The organism is Vreelandella zhaodongensis (assembly GCF_013415115.1).
Lineage (GTDB): Bacteria > Pseudomonadota > Gammaproteobacteria > Pseudomonadales > Halomonadaceae > Vreelandella > Vreelandella zhaodongensis.
The window spans coordinates 1-17,493 of sequence record NZ_JACCDD010000006.1; the positions used below are offsets into that span (position 1 = coordinate 1).

Genomic DNA, 17,493 nt, shown 5'->3' on the forward strand with positions numbered 1-17,493 from the left:
TGGTGCGCTGACTAACACCGGCACCATTGCGGCGGCTGATAACCTGACTATTGATTCCGCCAGCGTTACCAGTAGCGGCACTCTGGCGGCGGGCCTGAATAGCGATGGCAGCCTCAACACGTTTGACGCGAATGGTGCCGCACTGCGTGTTACCACCAGTGGTGATTTGAGTGCTACCGGCACTAACTTGGCTGCAGGCACGCTGACTCTAAACGGCGATAATGTTGATCTAAGCGGTAGTCAAACCAGCGCTTACCACGCAATATTTTCCGCCCAGGGCGATCTCGATATACGAGCAGCCGCTATCGTCACTCAGGATAGCTTATCGCTTCATACCGCCGGCGCATTGGATAACACCGAGGGCACGCTGTCGAGCCAAGCCGGTGACCTGAGTGTCAAAGCGCTAAGCTTGAACAACGAAAAGGGCAGCCTGTTGGCAGGAAATGACCTCAAGGTCAGCCTTAGTGAAACCCTGATTAACACAAACGGCTCCGTCTATGCTGGGGGGAGCGCTACTCTAGATACTGGTGCATTGGTCAATACAGGTACTATCGCCACGGTAGATGACCTGACTATTGATGCTACTAGTGTGGACAGCAGTGGATCTCTGGCTGCTGGTCTGAACCAAGACGGCACTCTGAAAACGTTCGCCGACGGCAGCGGTGCGCTCAACATAACGACGATAAATGATATAGCGGCCACTGGCATCAACCTAGCTGCAGGTAACTTGACGCTGAAAGGTGACAACGTTGACCTGAGTGAGAGTCAGACCAGCGCTTACAGTGCTGACATTGCCGCCCGTGGTGATCTTGACACCTGGGAAGCCAGCATCGTCAGCCAGAATAACTTATCGCTCTACGCCGACGGTGCACTCGACAATACCAAGGGCACCCTGTTCAGTCATCAAGGCGACCTGAATGCCCAGGCGCGTAGCCTGAACAACGAACAGGCTACGCTGTTGGCGGGGAATGACGTGTCGGTTGTCTTTAGCGAAGCCCTAAACAACGCCGACGGCACCGTCTACGCCGGTGGTAATGCCACTCTCGACGTCAATGCGTTGACGAACACCGGCACCATCGCGGCGGCCGATAACCTGACTATTGATGCTGGCAGCGTTGCGAGCAGCGGCACTCTGGCGGCGGGCCTGAAGAGCGATGGCAGCCTCAACACGTTTGACGCGAATGGTACTGCACTGCGTGTCATCACCAGCGGTGACCTGAGCGCTACCGGCACTAACTTGGCAGCGGGCTCGCTGATCTTGGGCGGTGACCATATTGACCTGAGCGAGAGCCAGACCAGCGCCTACCGCACGACCGTTACTGCCCGTGGTGATTTGAAGAGTGGGAAAGCCAATGTCGTTACCCAGGAAAATTTAACCCTACAGGCTAAAGGCGCGTTGGATAACACAGCAGGTACCTTGTCCAGCCAAGCCGGTGACCTTAGCGTTAAAGCGCTGAGTCTAAACAACGAACAGGGCAGCCTGTTGGCAGATAATAATTTGGCGGTCCTCGGCGAAGCCCTAAACAACACAGACGGCACTATTTACGCAGGCGGCAATGCCTCCCTCGATGTCGATGTGCTTACCAATGCCGGTACCGTTGCCGCTGCCAATGACCTGATTATTGATTCTACCAGCGTGGATAGCACTGGCACCTTGGCTGCTGGCCTGAACAGCGATGGCAATCTCGCTGCATTTGATACTAACGGCGCTGAGCTACGCATCACCGCCACCGATCATTTTAGCGCTACAGGGAACAACTTGGCGGCGGGCCACCTGACTCTGGAAAGTGGCAATGTCAATCTGAGCAACAGCCAGACCAGCGCCAACAGTGCGGCCATTGTCGCGCGTGGTGAACTACATACTGACAATGCCGCGCTCATTTCCCATAGCGATATCGATATTGATGCTCAGAGCCTGAATAACATGGGGGGCACTGTGTATGCAGGCAACAATGCCACTTTAGATACCGGTGTGCTCACCAACACTGGCACTATCGCAGGGGCCCATAATCTCATCATCGACGCCAATAGTATTGAAAGTAGCGGCACCCTGGCCGCTGGTATGAACCAAGATGGAACCTTAAAAGAGTCTGCCCAAGGAAGCGGTGTGCTCAGCGTCATCGCCATCGGGGACTTGAGTTCCTCTGGCACCAACTTGGCGGCGGGACGCCTGACGCTTGATGCTAATAATATTGATCTGAGCGGCAGCCAGACCAGTGCCTACAATGCCGATATCGTTGCTCGTGGCGATCTCACCACTTGGCAGGCTAATGTCGTCACTGAAGAAGAGTTGTCGCTTCGTGCCGCCGGTGCGATTGACAATAAAGACGGTGTCTTGGCTTCCAAAGCGGGTAGCCTAATGAGCAATGCCAACGGCGTGACAAATACCGGTGGCCTGATGGTAGCGGCCACCGAACTGGGTATCGAGGCCAATAGCAACAATATTAACAATATCAGTGGTGACATCCTGTCCCAAGGTGACATGAGCCTGTCGACCCACGCCGACATTCTCAACACGGGTGGTATCGTTCAGTCCAATGCGGCTATCAGCCTGAGTGCTGACACCGTCAACAACCGCCAGACCGGCGAAGATACCCAGGGTATTGTAGGTGATGACGTGCAGATCACTGCCAGCTTCGTCGACAATACCGAAGGACAGGTGCTAGCTGGGCGCGATCTAACCATCACTGCCGACAGGTTCATTAACAATACGCATGGTAAAATCAACGCTCAGCGTCATCTTAATCTTCAAGATGGTGTGCCCGGTTCAGACACCCTCCCTGGTGAGCGCAACCTAGTTATCAGCAATGTGGGGGGCGAGATTGTTGCTAATAATGACATCGCCCCAGCGGCTGCCTCTATCACTATTACTGCTAAGACGCTGGGTCTGGATGGAACCATGGAAAGTGGCGGTGATATGTCGTTGGATCTAGTGGGTGACCTTAACACCGCCGCTGATCAGCAAGTGCGCACGGAAGGCGTCTTGAGTTTACGGTTACATGGCGAACCCAGTGGTAACACCTTTAATAATGCTGGAAAGTGGGAGGGCGGACGCGGTCTGGCTATACGCGCCGATGAGATTCGTAACCAGGCTAGTGGTGAATTACGTAGCAGGGGTGTCACCGCACTAGACGCCGTACAAACAACCAATCGAGGCTTAATCGATGGGGCTGATACGCGAATCAACAGCCACAAGGTCGACAACGTAGGTACTGGACGTCTCTATGGTGACCATATTGCCATTGCCGCCAATCACCTTAGCAATCGTGAAGAAACGGTGGGTGGCCAGACGAAAGCTGCTACGATTGCCGCCCGAGAACGGCTGGATGTTGGCGCCCAGCATATTACCAACCGTGAGGGTGCGCTGATTTTTAGCGGCGGCGATATGGCCATCGGTGGCTCACTCTTCTCTAACTATCAGGCCGTGGCAGACGGCACTGGCAATGCAGCAACGCTCAACAACAACAGCGCCACCATTGAAAGCTTAGGAGACATGGTGCTGGCGGCCGACACGCTACGCAATACCAATGAGCATTTTGCGATCACTGAGGAGTATCTTGGTGAGACTACGTTAACGTTGATTCAGCCAGAGGGCTGGAGTACCAAATTGAATAAGGAGGATCTTGTTTGGCATGAGGGGGATGTAAGACCTGAAGGAGGGCAGTACGATCCAATATATACTTGGGACTATCAAGGAAAAGATTTTTCAGGGTTTTATGCTCATCATACCGATTCAGGCGTATCGATAATCAGACGTTGGACTCAGTACGTTCTTAATCGTAAAGAGCATGAAAGTCGTGTGGTTTCTAGCGCCCCTAGCCAGATTATGGCGGGAGGATATCTTGGCCTAAGAGGGCAGCACATACTCAACGATAAAAGCCGCATTATCGTTGGCCGAACTCTGTACGGGGATACGGGTAATCTGGAAAACAGAGAGGCCCTGGGAGAAAGGCGTGTAAGTGACGAAGGCTCAGCACAAAAAACGAATCCCCAAGGGACATCTTTCAGTGGACCCGACGGCTTTGGTGGAATTCATTATACAAGACGTCAATGGCACGCTCCAACGAGTTACAACCCGCCTGATGAAGTCACGACCATCAACCTAGGCGTTGGTGAGATAAGACAAAACACAGCCGTTTCAGGTACCGGTGTTAGCATTGGTGGTAAAGCTGACCTTGGCACCGCTAGCGGCGTCAGCACCGGCAGCACAGATGCCACCGGTTCCGCACTGGCGGATCAAAGCGCCAGTCACGATACACAGGAGGTGGCTAAGGCGAGTAATAGCATCAACGCCGTGAACACGGAAACCCATGGGGTTAGCGAAACAACGTTCAGTGCCAACCGCTCAGGCGATGCGACCAACAGCACCAGTGCGGTAAGTACGGATGCCCGCGAGGTGACTGATACATCGTTTAAGGCTAACCACTCAGGCAGCGTGGTGAATAGCGCCGACAGCGTGAACACGGAAACTTATCGGACAAGCGAAACATCCTTCAGTGCCAATAGCCCAGGTAGTGTGCACAGCACTAATGGAGTGGACACGGATGCTCATGGAGTGACGGGAGCATCGTTTAGTGCCAACAACTCAGGTAACGTGACCAACAGCGCCAATGTCGTAAATACAGAAACTCATCGGGTGAGCGAAGCAGCGTTCAGCGCGAATGAAGCTGGCAACGCTGCCAGCAGTGTCAACGCTGTGAACACAGATGCCTATGGGGCGACTGGCACGTCGTTCAGTGCCAACGATTCTGGCAACGCCACCAGCAGTGCCAACGCTGTGAACACGGAAACCCATGGCGCGGCTGGCACACCGTTCAGTGCCAACAAGCCAGGCAATGCCACCAACAGTGCCAATGTGGTGAATACGGATGCTCATGGGCAGACCGAGGCATTGTTTAGTGCCAACAGGCCGAGCAATGTCACCAACAGCGCCAATGCGGTGAATACGGATGCTCATGGACAGACAGGAGCATCGTTTAATGCCAATAGCTCAGGTGACGCAACTCGTCGCGCCAATGCAGTGAACACGGAAACCCACGGAGCCGCTGGTACTTCGTTCAGTGCCAACAGCTCGGGCAACGTCACCAATAGCACTAATGCGGTGAATACGGGGGCTCATGGGCAGACAGGAGCATCGTTTAGTGCCAATGGCTCAGGTGACGCAACTCGTCGCGCCAATGCAGTGAACACGGAAACCCACGGAGCCGCTGGTACTTCGTTCAGTGCCAACAGCTCGGGCAACGTCACCAATAGCACTAATGCGGTGAATACGGATGTCCATGGAGCGACTGAAGCATCTTTTAGTACCAACACTAATAGTGCGACCCATAGCACCAATGGCGTCAATACAGATATCCACGGGACCAACGGCGCCTCGTTAACTGTCCCGTCTTCCAGTAGCACTACCCAAGGAAGCGCCGCGCTCCCCACCGGCAACGCCCCCGTCGATCACGCCAGCGCAAGCGAAGGGGCGCAAGCGACAGCAGGCTTGGGAACGCAATCCGCGCCTGCTGTCTTGCTGCCGACCAGTAGTCTCTTCACCATTGATCCTGGTAGTAACGCGCGTTACCTGGTGGCGACTGACCCCGATTTTACTGATCACCGCCAGTGGCTTTCCAGTGACTATCTACTTTCAGCGTTGGCCTACGATCCGGCTCATGCTCAAAAACGCCTGGGTGACGGCTTTTACGAGCAAAAGCTCATTCGTGACCAAGTCGCTGCGCTCACCGGCTACCGCTTCCTGGGCGATTACCGCACGGATGATGCACAATACGCGGCGCTGATGAACGCGGGGGCGACCTTTGCGCATGAACACAAGCTGCGCCCCGGCATTGCGTTGTCAGCGTCGCAAACCGCCCAGCTCACCAACGATATCGTCTGGCTAGTCACACAAACCGTACAGCTACCCGATGGCTCTACCACCACCGCGCTGATGCCCAAGGTCTACCTAGCCCCCCGCGAAGGCGACCTGGCCACCAATGGTGAGTTATTAGGTGGCCACAATGGCACGCTGATCAGCGCCCGTGATATCGACCTGGCCCTGAGTGGCGACCTCAACAACAGCGGCACTATTGCCGGGCGCAACCTGGTGGATATCAGCGCCCAGAACCTCAACAACAGCGGCCGCATCCAAGGCGATATCGCGTTAATTGATGCCCGTCAGGACATCAACATCGACGGTGGCAGCATTGCCGCCACGACCGGCATGGCGCTGCAGGCGGGCGGGGATATCAACATCGCCAGTACGCTCCACAGCGCCACCAACGAGGTCGATGGTAATACCTTCAGCCTGCAAGGCATCGACCGAGTGGCCGGGCTTTATGTCAACGGCGAGGCGGGCAACCTGCTGGCCAGCGCGGGCGGTGCGATCAACCTCACCGCTGCCGAACTACACAACATTGGCAGTGGCGTGACTCAGCTCACTGCAGGTAGCGATATCAACCTGGACACATTGGAAGTTGGCCAAAGCCACGCCCTTAACTGGGATGCCAACAACTACCATCACCAGAGCCACAGCGAAGAGATTGGCAGCGTGATCACCGGCGGCGGGGCGGTGAGCCTCACCGCTGGGCAAGACATTAACCTGCGTGCCGCCACCGTAGACGCTCAGGGGGCGCTGGCTCTGAACGCCATTGGCGGTGATATCACCCTGCAAGCCGGCCAGCGGATGGATAGCCTGGCCGAAGGGCATAGCTCAAGCAGCGGTGGCCTGTTCTCCAGCCGCACCCGCACCACCCGTACGAGCAGCATCAACACTCAGGCACTAGCCAGCGAGCTAGGCGGCCAGACGGTCACCATGACCAGCGGTCAAGATATCCACCTCAGCGGTGCCAACGTCCTGGCCGACCAGGATCTAGGGATTCATGCTGGGGGCAACCTCACGCTGGATGCCGAACAAACGACCCTCAGCGAGAGCCACTTCAGCGATAGCCGCAAGAGTGGCCTGTTCAGCGGTGGGTTTGGCATTAACATCGGCAGCCAACGCCAAGAGAGTGATGCCCAAAGTACCGCCACCTTCGTTGCTCCCACCACCGTGGGCAGCATTGGCGGCAACGTCACCTTGAGCGCCGGTGACACCTACACCCAGATCGGTTCTGACGTGCTGGCCCCCAGCGGCGATATCCTGATTGGTGCCAACACGGTCAACATCCTCGAAGGCCGAGAGACCCGTAGCAGCCAGACCGAACAGCGCTTCAAACAAAGCGGGCTAAGTCTCTCCCTCAGCAGCCCCGTGATAGACAGTGGCCAACGCCTACAGGGCCAGGCCCAGGCCGCTGGCGACACCCAGAGCCCGCGGATGCAAGCCCTGGCGGCGGCCAACAGCGCCCTCGCGGTGACGGATATTCAGCAACAGCTGCAAAGCGGGCAGGGCACGGATCTCAGCCTCAACATCAGCCTGGGTTCCAGCCAAAGCCGCAGCAACAGCACGGTTGAAAGTAACACCGCCCGCGGCTCCACCCTGGCAGCCGGTGGCAACCTCGCCATTCACGCGCTCGGCCAGGGAGAGGGCGAAGGCAGCTTGACCGTACAAGGCAGCCAACTAGAGGCCGGTGATCAGCTACTGCTCAACGCTACCCAGGATATCAACCTGCTGGCCAGTGCCGATGCCGTCTCCCAGCGCGACAGCCACAACAGCAGCAGTGGCAGTATTGGGCTGGGGTTCGGCACGAATGGCATTGCCCTTAACCTGGACGCCAGCCGCGCCAAGGGCCACGGCAACGGTGACAGTACCTTCTTCAACAACACCCAGCTCAGCGCCGGTAATCAGGTCATCCTCAACAGCGGCGGTGACACCGCCCTCAAAGGTGCCGTGGTCAGCGCCCCGCAAATCAGCACCAACATCGGCGGCGATCTGACCATTGAAAGCCTGCAAGACACCGCCACCCACAACGAACGCCACCAAAGCAGTGGCGGAAGTCTCAGCGTACCGCTGATCGGCGTAGGGCAGCCAACCGCCAGCCTCAACGCCAGCCGAACCAAGCTCAACAGCGACTTCCAAAGCGTCAACGAGCAAAGCGGCCTGCGCGCTGGCGATGGCGGCTTCCAGGTCAACGTCGGCGGCACCACCAATCTTACGGGCGGTGCCATCACCAGCACAGACGTGGCGATTGACGACGACCTCAACACCTTCACCACCGCCGGTCAAACCGCCAGTGAGGCACTGGAAAGTGGCGTGCTCACGTTAACCGACCTTGCCAACAACGCCACGTTTGATGCTGAAAGCACCAGCGTTGGCCTCAGCAGTGGTGGAAATGATAGCGGTGAAAGCAGCTTCGGCCTTTCCGGCATCGGCACCGGCCGCGACGATGGCAGTGCCAGCAGCACCACCGAATCCGCCATCAGCGGGTTGGCAGGTAATCAGGACGCCCGCACCGGCGACGCAGACACCGGCATTGCGCCGATCTTCGATGCCGATAACGTCAGAAAAGACGTTCAGGCTCAAGCCACGATTACCCAAGAATTTGGGTCACGGGCGAGTAAGTTAGTGGGCGACACCGCCCAAGCCAAGCTCGAAGAAGCGCAGCTCAAACGCCTGCAAGCCCAACAGGCTCAGGCCGCGGATGACACAGAACGCGCCAACCAACTCAACGCCCAGGCCGATCAGCTACAAAGCGACTGGGGTGACAACGGCACCAAACGCCTGGCCGCCCACACCGCCATCGGCGCACTGACCGGTGGTACGCAAGGTGCCACGGGGGCCGCCATGGGTACCCTCAGCGCCCCGGCCATCGCGAGTGCCCTGAAAAACGCCGGCCTCGACGACACCCTCACCGACGGCCTCACGGCACTGGCCAGCACCGCTGCCGGTGCCGCCACGGGTGGCACCCAAGGCGGCGCGGCGGCGTTTAATGAGGTGGTGAATAATTATCTGGCACACGAACAACTGGCGGCAGCACAAACAGAGCTAGTGGCGTGTGACGGTGATAGTAGCTGTATGGCGGATGTCGTCGAACGCTACCAAGCCATCAGCCAGGAACAAAACGAAGCCGCTAACGCTGCCTGTTCTACTGACCTAGCCGCCTGTCAGGAACACTCACTCGCCGCCGCGGAGGGCGAATACGCTCGTTACGCGGATGACACGCTATGGGATCTGCCCAATGAAGCCTTGCCCTACATGCAAGCTTTGTTTGATGAGAACATCGGCGTGCAGAATGCCTTTGGCGAGGCGACGATTGCGCGGTTGCTGAGCGAGGGCGGCATCTCGCCGGAAATGGCAGCAGTGCTGGCTGGAATGCCTGTGGGGTATAATAAAGGTAGCTCAAATAGAACGAGTCAAATCGGTGCGTCCAATACAGGCCGAGGAGTATCGGAGTATGAGTTGCGCAACAACCCGCCAGCCAATAGCCATGTTAAATTGAATAATGGCACTGAATTTAGAACCGGCGAGGGCGGGTATGTAGACGAGGTAACGTTCAAACCTGTTAATAGCTCTGGAGTCAGGGACTCCCGCCAAACGGCTGTAGGAAAAGAAGGTGTTGCTGGTGATGTTGGTGGGCATATTCAAGCATGTCGTCATGGTGGAACCTGTGATCGCTTCAACCTGTTCCCACAGAACTCGAACTTTAATAACAGTGCTTATAAGCGGTGGGAGAATGAAATCACCCGCTCACTGCAAAACGGCGACGAGGTTGGGAATGTTACTGTGCATCTAAATCGAGCTGATCCTTATAACCCTCGACCTGATAGTGTCCGAGTTGAATATACTATTAATGGTGAGATCAAGGTCAGAAACTTCAGAAATCAGGCAGGAGGATAAATGGAACATCCTATAGAAGAGCAAAGGCTGATCATTGAGCAGTTGTACCGTATTGTCAGGTCAAGCTGCCCTGAAGATATAACTTCAGCGAAGTGCCGATTTGAGTATGATCATGGCTATGAAGATGGTAGCGAGAGTGTTGGTGAAACTTTTCACTATATACAAGATGGAAAGAATATCTCAGCGGCTTTAAATCATACACTCGCTTTTCCTGTAATGGATTTGGTTCCACAGCTCCACGCGAAGATGAAAGCTCATACGGGTGGTGACTGGAATGCATTCACATTGTTTATTAATGAAGATGGAACCGTGACGACGAAGTTTGAGTATTCTGATCAAGAGCCTCTCGATTGATGCATTAAGTTTAAACACGGTGCCAAGTTTCTGTGATGCTGATCCAGTTGATAGCTCTAACAACCCAGGCACCGCGACCGACCGTGCCAGCGCGGTTAGTACGGGATCTCAAGGCGCCACCGAGGCCACGTTGAACACCCGTTCTTCAAGCGTTGCTCAAGAGACGGCTGCACTTCCCACCGGCAACGCCCCAGTCGATCACGCCAGCGCAAGCGAAGGGGCGCAGGCAACAGCAGGCTTGGGAACGCAATCCGCGCCTGCTGTCTTGCTGCCGACCAGTAGTCTTTACACCATTGATCCTGGTAGTAACGCGCGTTACCTAGTGGCGACAGACCCTGAGTTCACCAATCACGAACACTGGCTTTCCAGTGACTACTTGCTTAATGCATTGGAAAAGGATCCTGCGCATGTCCAAAAACGCCTGGGTGACGGCTTTTACGAGCAAAAGCTCATTCGTGACCAAGTCGCTGCGCTCACCGGCTACCGCTTCCTGGGCGATTACCGCACGGATGATGCGCAATATGCCGACCTGATGAACGCCGGGGCAGCCTTTGCCCATGAACACAAGCTGCGCCCCGGCGTTGCATTGACGTCGACCCAAATGGCCCAGCTCACCAACGACATCGTCTGGCTGGTGACGCAAAGGGTGCAGTTGCCCGACGGCAGCACTACCACCGCCCTGATGCCCAAGGTCTATCTAGCCCCACGCAAGGGCGACCTGGCCGCCAATGGCGAGCTGTTAGGCGGCCACAATGGCACCCTGATCAGCGCCCGTGATATCGACCTGGCCCTGAGTGGCGACCTTAACAACAGCGGCACTATTGCTGGGCGCAACATGGTGGATATCAGCGCCCAGAACCTTAACAACAGCGGCCGCATCCAGGGCGATATCGCGTTAATCGATGCCCGTCAGGACATCAGTATCGACGGTGGCAGCATTGCCGCCACAACCGGCATGGCGCTGCAGGCGGGCAGGGATATCAACATCGCCAGTACGCTCCACAGCGCCACCAATGAGGTCGATGGTAATACCTTCAGCCTGCAAGGCATTGACCGGATGGCCGGGCTTTATGTCAACGGCGAGGCGGGCAACCTGCTGGCCAGCGCGGGCGGTGCGATCAACCTCACCGCTGCCGAACTACACAACATTGGCAGTGGCGTGACTCAGCTCATTGCAGGTAGCGATATCAACCTGGACACATTGGAAGTGGGCCAACGTCGCGAACTCAACTGGGATGCCAACAACTACCATCACCAGAGCCACAGCGAAGAGATTGGCAGCGTGATCACTGGAGGCGGGGCGGTGAGCCTCACCGCTGGGCAAGACATTAACCTGCGTGCCGCCACCGTAGACGCCCAGGGTGCCCTGGCCCTGAACGCCATTGGCGGTGATATCACCCTGCAAGCCGGGCAGCGTACTGACAGCCTGGCCGAAGGCCGCCAAACCCGCAGTAGCGGCCTGTTTTCCAGCCGCACCCGCACCACCCGCACGAGCAGCATCAACACTCAGGCACTAGCCAGCGAGCTAGGCGGCCAGACGGTCACCATGACCAGCGGTCAAGATATCCACCTCAGCGGTGCCAACGTCCTGGCCGACCAGGATCTAGGGATTCATGCTGGGGGCAACCTCACTCTCGATGCCGAACAAACGACCCTCAGCGACAGCCACTTCAGTCACAGCAAGAGAAGTGGCCTGTTCAGCGGTGGTCTCGGCATTAACCTCGGCAGCCAACGCCAAGAGAGTGATGCCCAAAGTACCGCCACCTTCGTTGCCCCCACCACCGTGGGCAGCATTGGCGGCAACGTCATCTTGAGCGCCGGCGACACCTACACCCAGATCGGTTCTGACGTGCTGGCCCCCAGCGGCGATATCCTGATTGGTGCCAACACGGTCAACATCCTCGAAGGCCGAGAGACCCGTAGCAGCCAGGCCGAACAGCGCTTCAAACAAAGCGGGCTAAGTCTCTCCCTCAGCAGCCCCGTGATAGACAGTGGCCAACGCCTACAGGGCCAGGCCCAGGCTGCTGGCGACACCCAGAGCCCGCGGATGCAAGCCCTGGCGGCGGCCAACAGCGCCCTGGCGGTGAAGGATATTCAGCGGCAGATAACAAACGGCAACGCCACCGACCTCAGCCTCAACATCAGCCTGGGCTCCAGCCAAAGCCGCAGCGACAGCGAAGCGAGCAGCAACACCGCCCGTGGCTCGACGATTACCGCCGGTGGTAATCTCGCCATTCATGCGCTCGGCCAGGGAGAGGGCGAAGGCAGCTTGACCGTACAAGGCAGCCAACTAGAGGCCGGTGATCAGCTCCAGCTCAACGCCGCCGAAGATATCCACCTGCTGGCCAGTGCCGACGCCATCTCCCAACACGACCGCCACAACAGCAGCAGTGGCAGTATTGGGCTGGGCATCGGCACGAATGGCATTGCCCTTAACCTGGACGCCAGCCGCGCCAAGGGCCACGGCAACGGTGACAGCACCTTCTTCAACAACACCCAGCTCAGCGCAGGCAATCAGGTCATCCTCACCAGCGGCGGCGACACCGCCCTCAAAGGGGCCGTGGTCAGCGCCCCGCAAATCGCCACCAACATCGGCGGCGACCTGACCATTGAAAGCCTGCAAGACACCGCCACCCACAACGAACGCCACCAAAGCAGCGGCGGAAGTCTCAGCGTACCGCTGATCGGCGTAGGGCAGCCCACCGCCAGCCTCAACGCCAGCCGCACCAAGCTCAACAGCGATTTCCAAAGCGTCAATGAGCAAAGCGGCCTGCGCGCTGGCGACGGTGGCTTCCAGGTCAATGTCGGCGGTATCACCAAACTCACCGGCGGTGCCATCACCAGCACTCAAACCGCGATAGATGAAGACCTCAACACCTTCACCACCGCCGGACAAAGCGCCAGTGAGGCACTGGAAAGTGGCGCGCTCACGCTAAGCGACATTGGCAATAGCGCCAGTTATGACGCGGAAAGTATCAGTGTTGGCTTAAGCAGTGGTGGAAATGATAGCGGCGAAAGCAGCACCGGCCTTTCCGGCATTGGCACTGGCCGCGACGACGGTGACGCCAGCAGCACCACACAATCCGCCATCAGCGGGTTGGCAGGTAATCAAGACGCCCGCACCGGCGACGCAGACACCGGCATTGCGCCGATCTTCGATGCAGAAAGCGTCAGAAAAGACGTTGAGGCTCAAACCACGATTACCCAAGAATTTGGGTCACGGGCGAGCAAGTTAGTCGGCGACACCGCCCAAGCCAAGCTCGAAGAAGCGCAGCTCAAACGCCTGCAAGCCCAACAGGCTCAGGCCGCGGATGACACAGAACGCGCCAACCAACTCAACGCCCAGGCCGATCAGCTACAAAGCGACTGGGGTGACAACGGCACCAAACGCCTGGCCGCCCACACCGCCATCGGCGCACTGACCGGTGGTACGCAAGGTGCCACGGGGGCCGCCATGGGTACCCTCAGCGCCCCGGCCATCGCGAGTGCCCTGAAAAACGCTGGCCTCGACGACACCCTCACCGACGGCCTCACGGCACTGGCCAGCACCGCTGCGGGTGCAGCCACCGGTGGCACCGAAGGCGGCGCGGCGGCGTTTAATGAGGTGGTGAATAATTATCTGAGTCATCAGGAATCGCAGCGGTTGCAAGAGATTGATCAACTGCTCGAGGACGATGAGCAAGCGCTATCAGAGACTCAGCGCCAAGCCCTGGAGGAAGAACGGTTAGCGATTCATCAGTTGGACCGTTCGCGAGATGACGCACTGGAAACCGCCTGTGGCCAAGGTGGTAGCGCGGCTGCGTGTAGCTACGAACGCTCATTGCTAGAGGCCGCCTTCAGTAGTTGGCAACCCGGTGATGTTGACCGAGAGACCTATTCTGACTACCAGCACACCGCCACCTTGTGGGGAGAACACCAGCAACAACGCATGGAGCATATTGGCGCTGAAGCGCTGACGGATATGGTGGTCGATTCAGCCACCGCCCCGTTGATCCTCGGCCAGTTAGCCGGTCAAGCCGCGCTGGGAGACGAAGAATCCCGAGCGATCCTGCGCGAGATGGGCAACGAGATCAAAGCGTTTGCGGCCAACCCCGCAGAACACATCAGCGAGAACAACCGAGAGCAACTCGCCCACGCCGATGCCCTAGAGCAAGCCGGGCAACGAGACGAAGCCGACAGGCTGCGCATGCGTGTCGCACTGGAAAACCAGACGATGATCATAGGCGCAGGCGGCCTAGCGGCGAGTTTGCCGAAGGTGGCGAGTAGTATTGCGAGCAGGCCTGGGAGAGTGGGGCTGGATGGGGACGCTTCTAGTGATGCGATACAGAATAGCGGTGTTGTTGCAAATGACTTATCGGTTTCAACAGCGATTAATGACAGCGTCCGATTTTTAGACCAGGCTTCGTTACCGAGGGGGATTAGAAGTACTTTCCGCGATGGACAATATGCGACTGTAGAAACTACTTCTCCGGTAAGGCTATTCAGAAAGTTTGGTGGCACAGGTAGCCAAGCTAAAGCTAATGGTGGCTTTGCTACCACTGTGCAAAATGCCTCACGGTCTGAAACTGCAGTATTTCAGCAATGGAGTAACCAGAGATTCGAAGCTCAATTAGATATTCCTGAAAATAGTGTTCTAAATATTGGCAAGGTTGCGCCACAAACTTCTAGGTCTGGAAATAGTGTTTATCATCGAGGAGAAGCTGATCAGGTTCTGCTGCCGCAGGATTATCCGACAAGTTGGATAACATCAATTCGAGACGGGAAAACAGGTATTACTTATACCTTAGATGAGTTTCAGGCACTGTTTCCAGATCAGTTTAAATAAAAGGCGAATAGATATGACTCTAAGTCCAGAAAAAGAAAAGCTTTGTGATGATCTGGTTGTTGTAATGGAAAAACTTAGCGACCTGCTCAAGGCTTCAGGGGAAGATCCTTTAGAATACAGAGGGATAGAAAAAGTAAAAAATATTGCGAATAGCTGTGACCCAATAGGTGTGAAAAAAATCGCTCGTCATTTAGACGGCGATATTAGAGTCATCTATGACAATAGGGCCTCTTCCGATGAGATTGAAAAGCAATTCGAACAAGCTTATGCAATTGCGGATCAACTTTAATTGCTAACGCGCTAGTGGGGTGCTTGGAAGAGAAGAGTCAATATTCGGTGTCAGACTAGTACAGCTATTTAACATATGGGTATAGGTGCCACCAATGAGGCCGCTGGCACCCTCATCGTACAAGGCCGCCCAGCATTGCCCTCAACCTGGACTCCAGTAGCACCACGCAATCCGCCATCAGCGGCCTAGCAGGCAATCAAGACGCCCGCACCGGCGATGCAGACACCGGCATTGCGCCGATCTTCGATGCAGAAAGCGTCAGAAAAGACGTTCAGGCTCAAGCCACGATTACCCAGGAGTTTGGGTCACAAGCCAGTCAAGCCTGGGGCGATTACGCCAGCCAACAGGAAGCCCAGTTATGGCGTGAGGCACAAAACGCCACCGATCCTGAAACACGTGCGGCATTGCTGACGGAAGCAGCACGTTGGGCGGAAGGCGGCGCTTACCGCACCTCGGGCCATACGCTGCTCGGCCTGGCGGGTGGCGGTGTAGACGGTGCCAGTGGTGCACTCACCAGCGCCATGCTGATGCCGGAAGTGGAGCGTCTCACGAATGACATGGACCTACCGGATAGAGTACGCCAAGGGCTTGAATCGCTCACCGCCACCCTGGCCGGTGCGGCGACAGGCGGCACCCAGGGTGGTGCAATGGCGTTCAATCTCGATGCCAATAATCGCCAGCTGCATAGCTTCGAGCAATCCTTGGCGGAACAGCTGGCCGAAGGCAGCGAGTACACGCCAGAACAGATCGCCGATGCCCTCAGAGCCATGTACAACGACGAGTTGGAGGAAAGCCCAGGTTCCAACATCATCGTCGACTTACAGGATGTGACCGCCGTTGATGACACCTATTTTGACTATGGCGGTGACTGGATGGCAACCCCCGGAGAGGACGGCACGACGCGCTATCTGATCCAGCAAATACCGGAGAACACGCCACCTGAGCTGATCAGCTACATCATCGAGCAGACGGGTGGGGAAGGCTCGCCCTATCGGGCGCCTGTCTATCAGCTACCACCAGAAGAGGCAGCCCCTGGTCAGCCGCGAGACCGTCTGACGGGTCGACCGCTGGATGAAGAAGGCCGTTACACGGTCAGTTATGTGGTGGATGGCAAAATTTATCACGTACCGCATTTTTCATGTGCTGATCGTGAGAATACGTGTTTGGGAGCCAACGTAGACTATAGCGATCCTGCAGCGCAGGCATGGGAGAGGGCTGTAGATGCCAAGGCGTTGGGTGATTTAGGTACGGTGGCTACTGCCGGGGTGGTAATGAACCCTGCCGGAGCTCTAGGTTTTGGTTTGGCGTCCACCGGAACGGGCGCAAGCCTCTTTTCAGGGTACTTAAAAGATGAAGCTGTCAGCGCTATATCAAAAGAAATGCTGATGGCTGGTTTTGAAGAATACGCGAAAGCAAGAGGGTACCCTGCAGCTGAAGCGAGAAGGCTCACACAGGCGCTTAACTTAAGTGGCACTTGGGATGAGGTGATCAAAAACGGCAAAAACATGCTGAGGCGGGATGATGAGTAAACAAGAAGGTCACTCAGCGTGGATTCGGTGGCGAAATCGCTTTCGGCTGTATCTATCTATCTCATTGGCCATACTGGCGTTGATAAATGCAGCCATTAAGTTTTGGGGAGAGTGGGAACTTTTTTTAACAGCTATTTTGGGGCACATTTTTTTTGGTCAATTAATCGTAGCATTCTTATACGATAAAAATATGAATGTTGGAGGAGGTGGCGCTGATTTATCGGATGGGTCTGTGGCAAGAGGAATGGCAATCACCTTTGCTGTTATCGGTTATGGCGTTATGTTTCTGTTTAATGGATATCCATGGCAGTAGACTGTCAGTGGTACCGTATTGCGTTGTCAGCATCGCAAACCGCCCAGCTCACCAACGATATCGTATGGCTAGTCACACAAACCGTACAGCTACCCAATGGCTCTACCACCACCGCGCTGATGCCCAAGGTCTACCTAGCCCCCCGCGAGGGCGACCTGGCCACCAAAGGTGAGTTATTAGGTGGCCATGGCACGCTGATCAGCGCCCGTGATATCGACCTGGCCCTGAGTGGCGACCTCAACAACAGCGACACCATTGCCGGGCGCAACATGGTGGATATCAGCGCCCAGAGCCTCAGCAACAGTGGCGGCATGGCTGAAGCCGTTGAGTATATTCGCCATGTCTATGGCCTAGGGAGCAGCTCTGCTCCTCGCTATTGCCGATAATGGTTGAGTGTGCTAATTGTTATTGGTATCCGCTGTTAAA

7 protein-coding genes are annotated in these 17,493 nt (G+C 56.5%); all 7 read left to right on the top strand.

Annotated elements, in window-relative coordinates; translation table 11 throughout:
• The coding region (locus tag HZS79_RS11225) for a hemagglutinin repeat-containing protein (protein WP_179927903.1) at positions 1–9,757 on the top strand (9,757 nt) is incomplete at its 5' end.
• Positions 9,758–10,111, top strand: coding sequence for a hypothetical protein (locus HZS79_RS11230; protein ID WP_179927904.1), 354 nt, complete (start codon positions 9,758–9,760; stop codon positions 10,109–10,111).
• Positions 10,080–14,936 (top strand): hemagglutinin repeat-containing protein, encoded by a 4,857-nt coding sequence (locus tag HZS79_RS11235; protein ID WP_179927905.1) that lies wholly within the window; start codon positions 10,080–10,082, stop codon positions 14,934–14,936. The genes HZS79_RS11230 and HZS79_RS11235 overlap by 32 nt, the downstream gene beginning before the upstream one ends.
• Positions 14,937–14,949: 13 nt before the next feature.
• Positions 14,950–15,225 carry a hypothetical protein gene (locus HZS79_RS11240; RefSeq protein WP_179927906.1) on the top strand — a complete coding sequence of 92 codons (276 nt, stop codon included), beginning with the start codon at positions 14,950–14,952 and terminating at the stop codon, positions 15,223–15,225.
• Positions 15,226–15,629: 404 nt separating this feature from the next.
• Positions 15,630–16,754, top strand: a complete 1,125-nt coding sequence (locus tag HZS79_RS11245) for a hypothetical protein (RefSeq protein ID WP_179927907.1) — start codon at positions 15,630–15,632, stop codon at positions 16,752–16,754.
• Positions 16,747–17,067, top strand: coding sequence for a hypothetical protein (locus HZS79_RS11250; RefSeq protein ID WP_179927908.1), 321 nt, complete (start codon positions 16,747–16,749; stop codon positions 17,065–17,067). Before HZS79_RS11245 ends, HZS79_RS11250 begins: the two co-directional genes overlap by 8 nt.
• On the top strand, positions 17,058–17,453 hold the full coding sequence (locus HZS79_RS11255; RefSeq protein ID WP_179927909.1) for a hypothetical protein: 396 nt from the start codon (positions 17,058–17,060) through the stop codon (positions 17,451–17,453). The genes HZS79_RS11250 and HZS79_RS11255 overlap by 10 nt, the downstream gene beginning before the upstream one ends.
• The last annotated feature ends 40 nt before the right edge of the window (positions 17,454–17,493 follow it).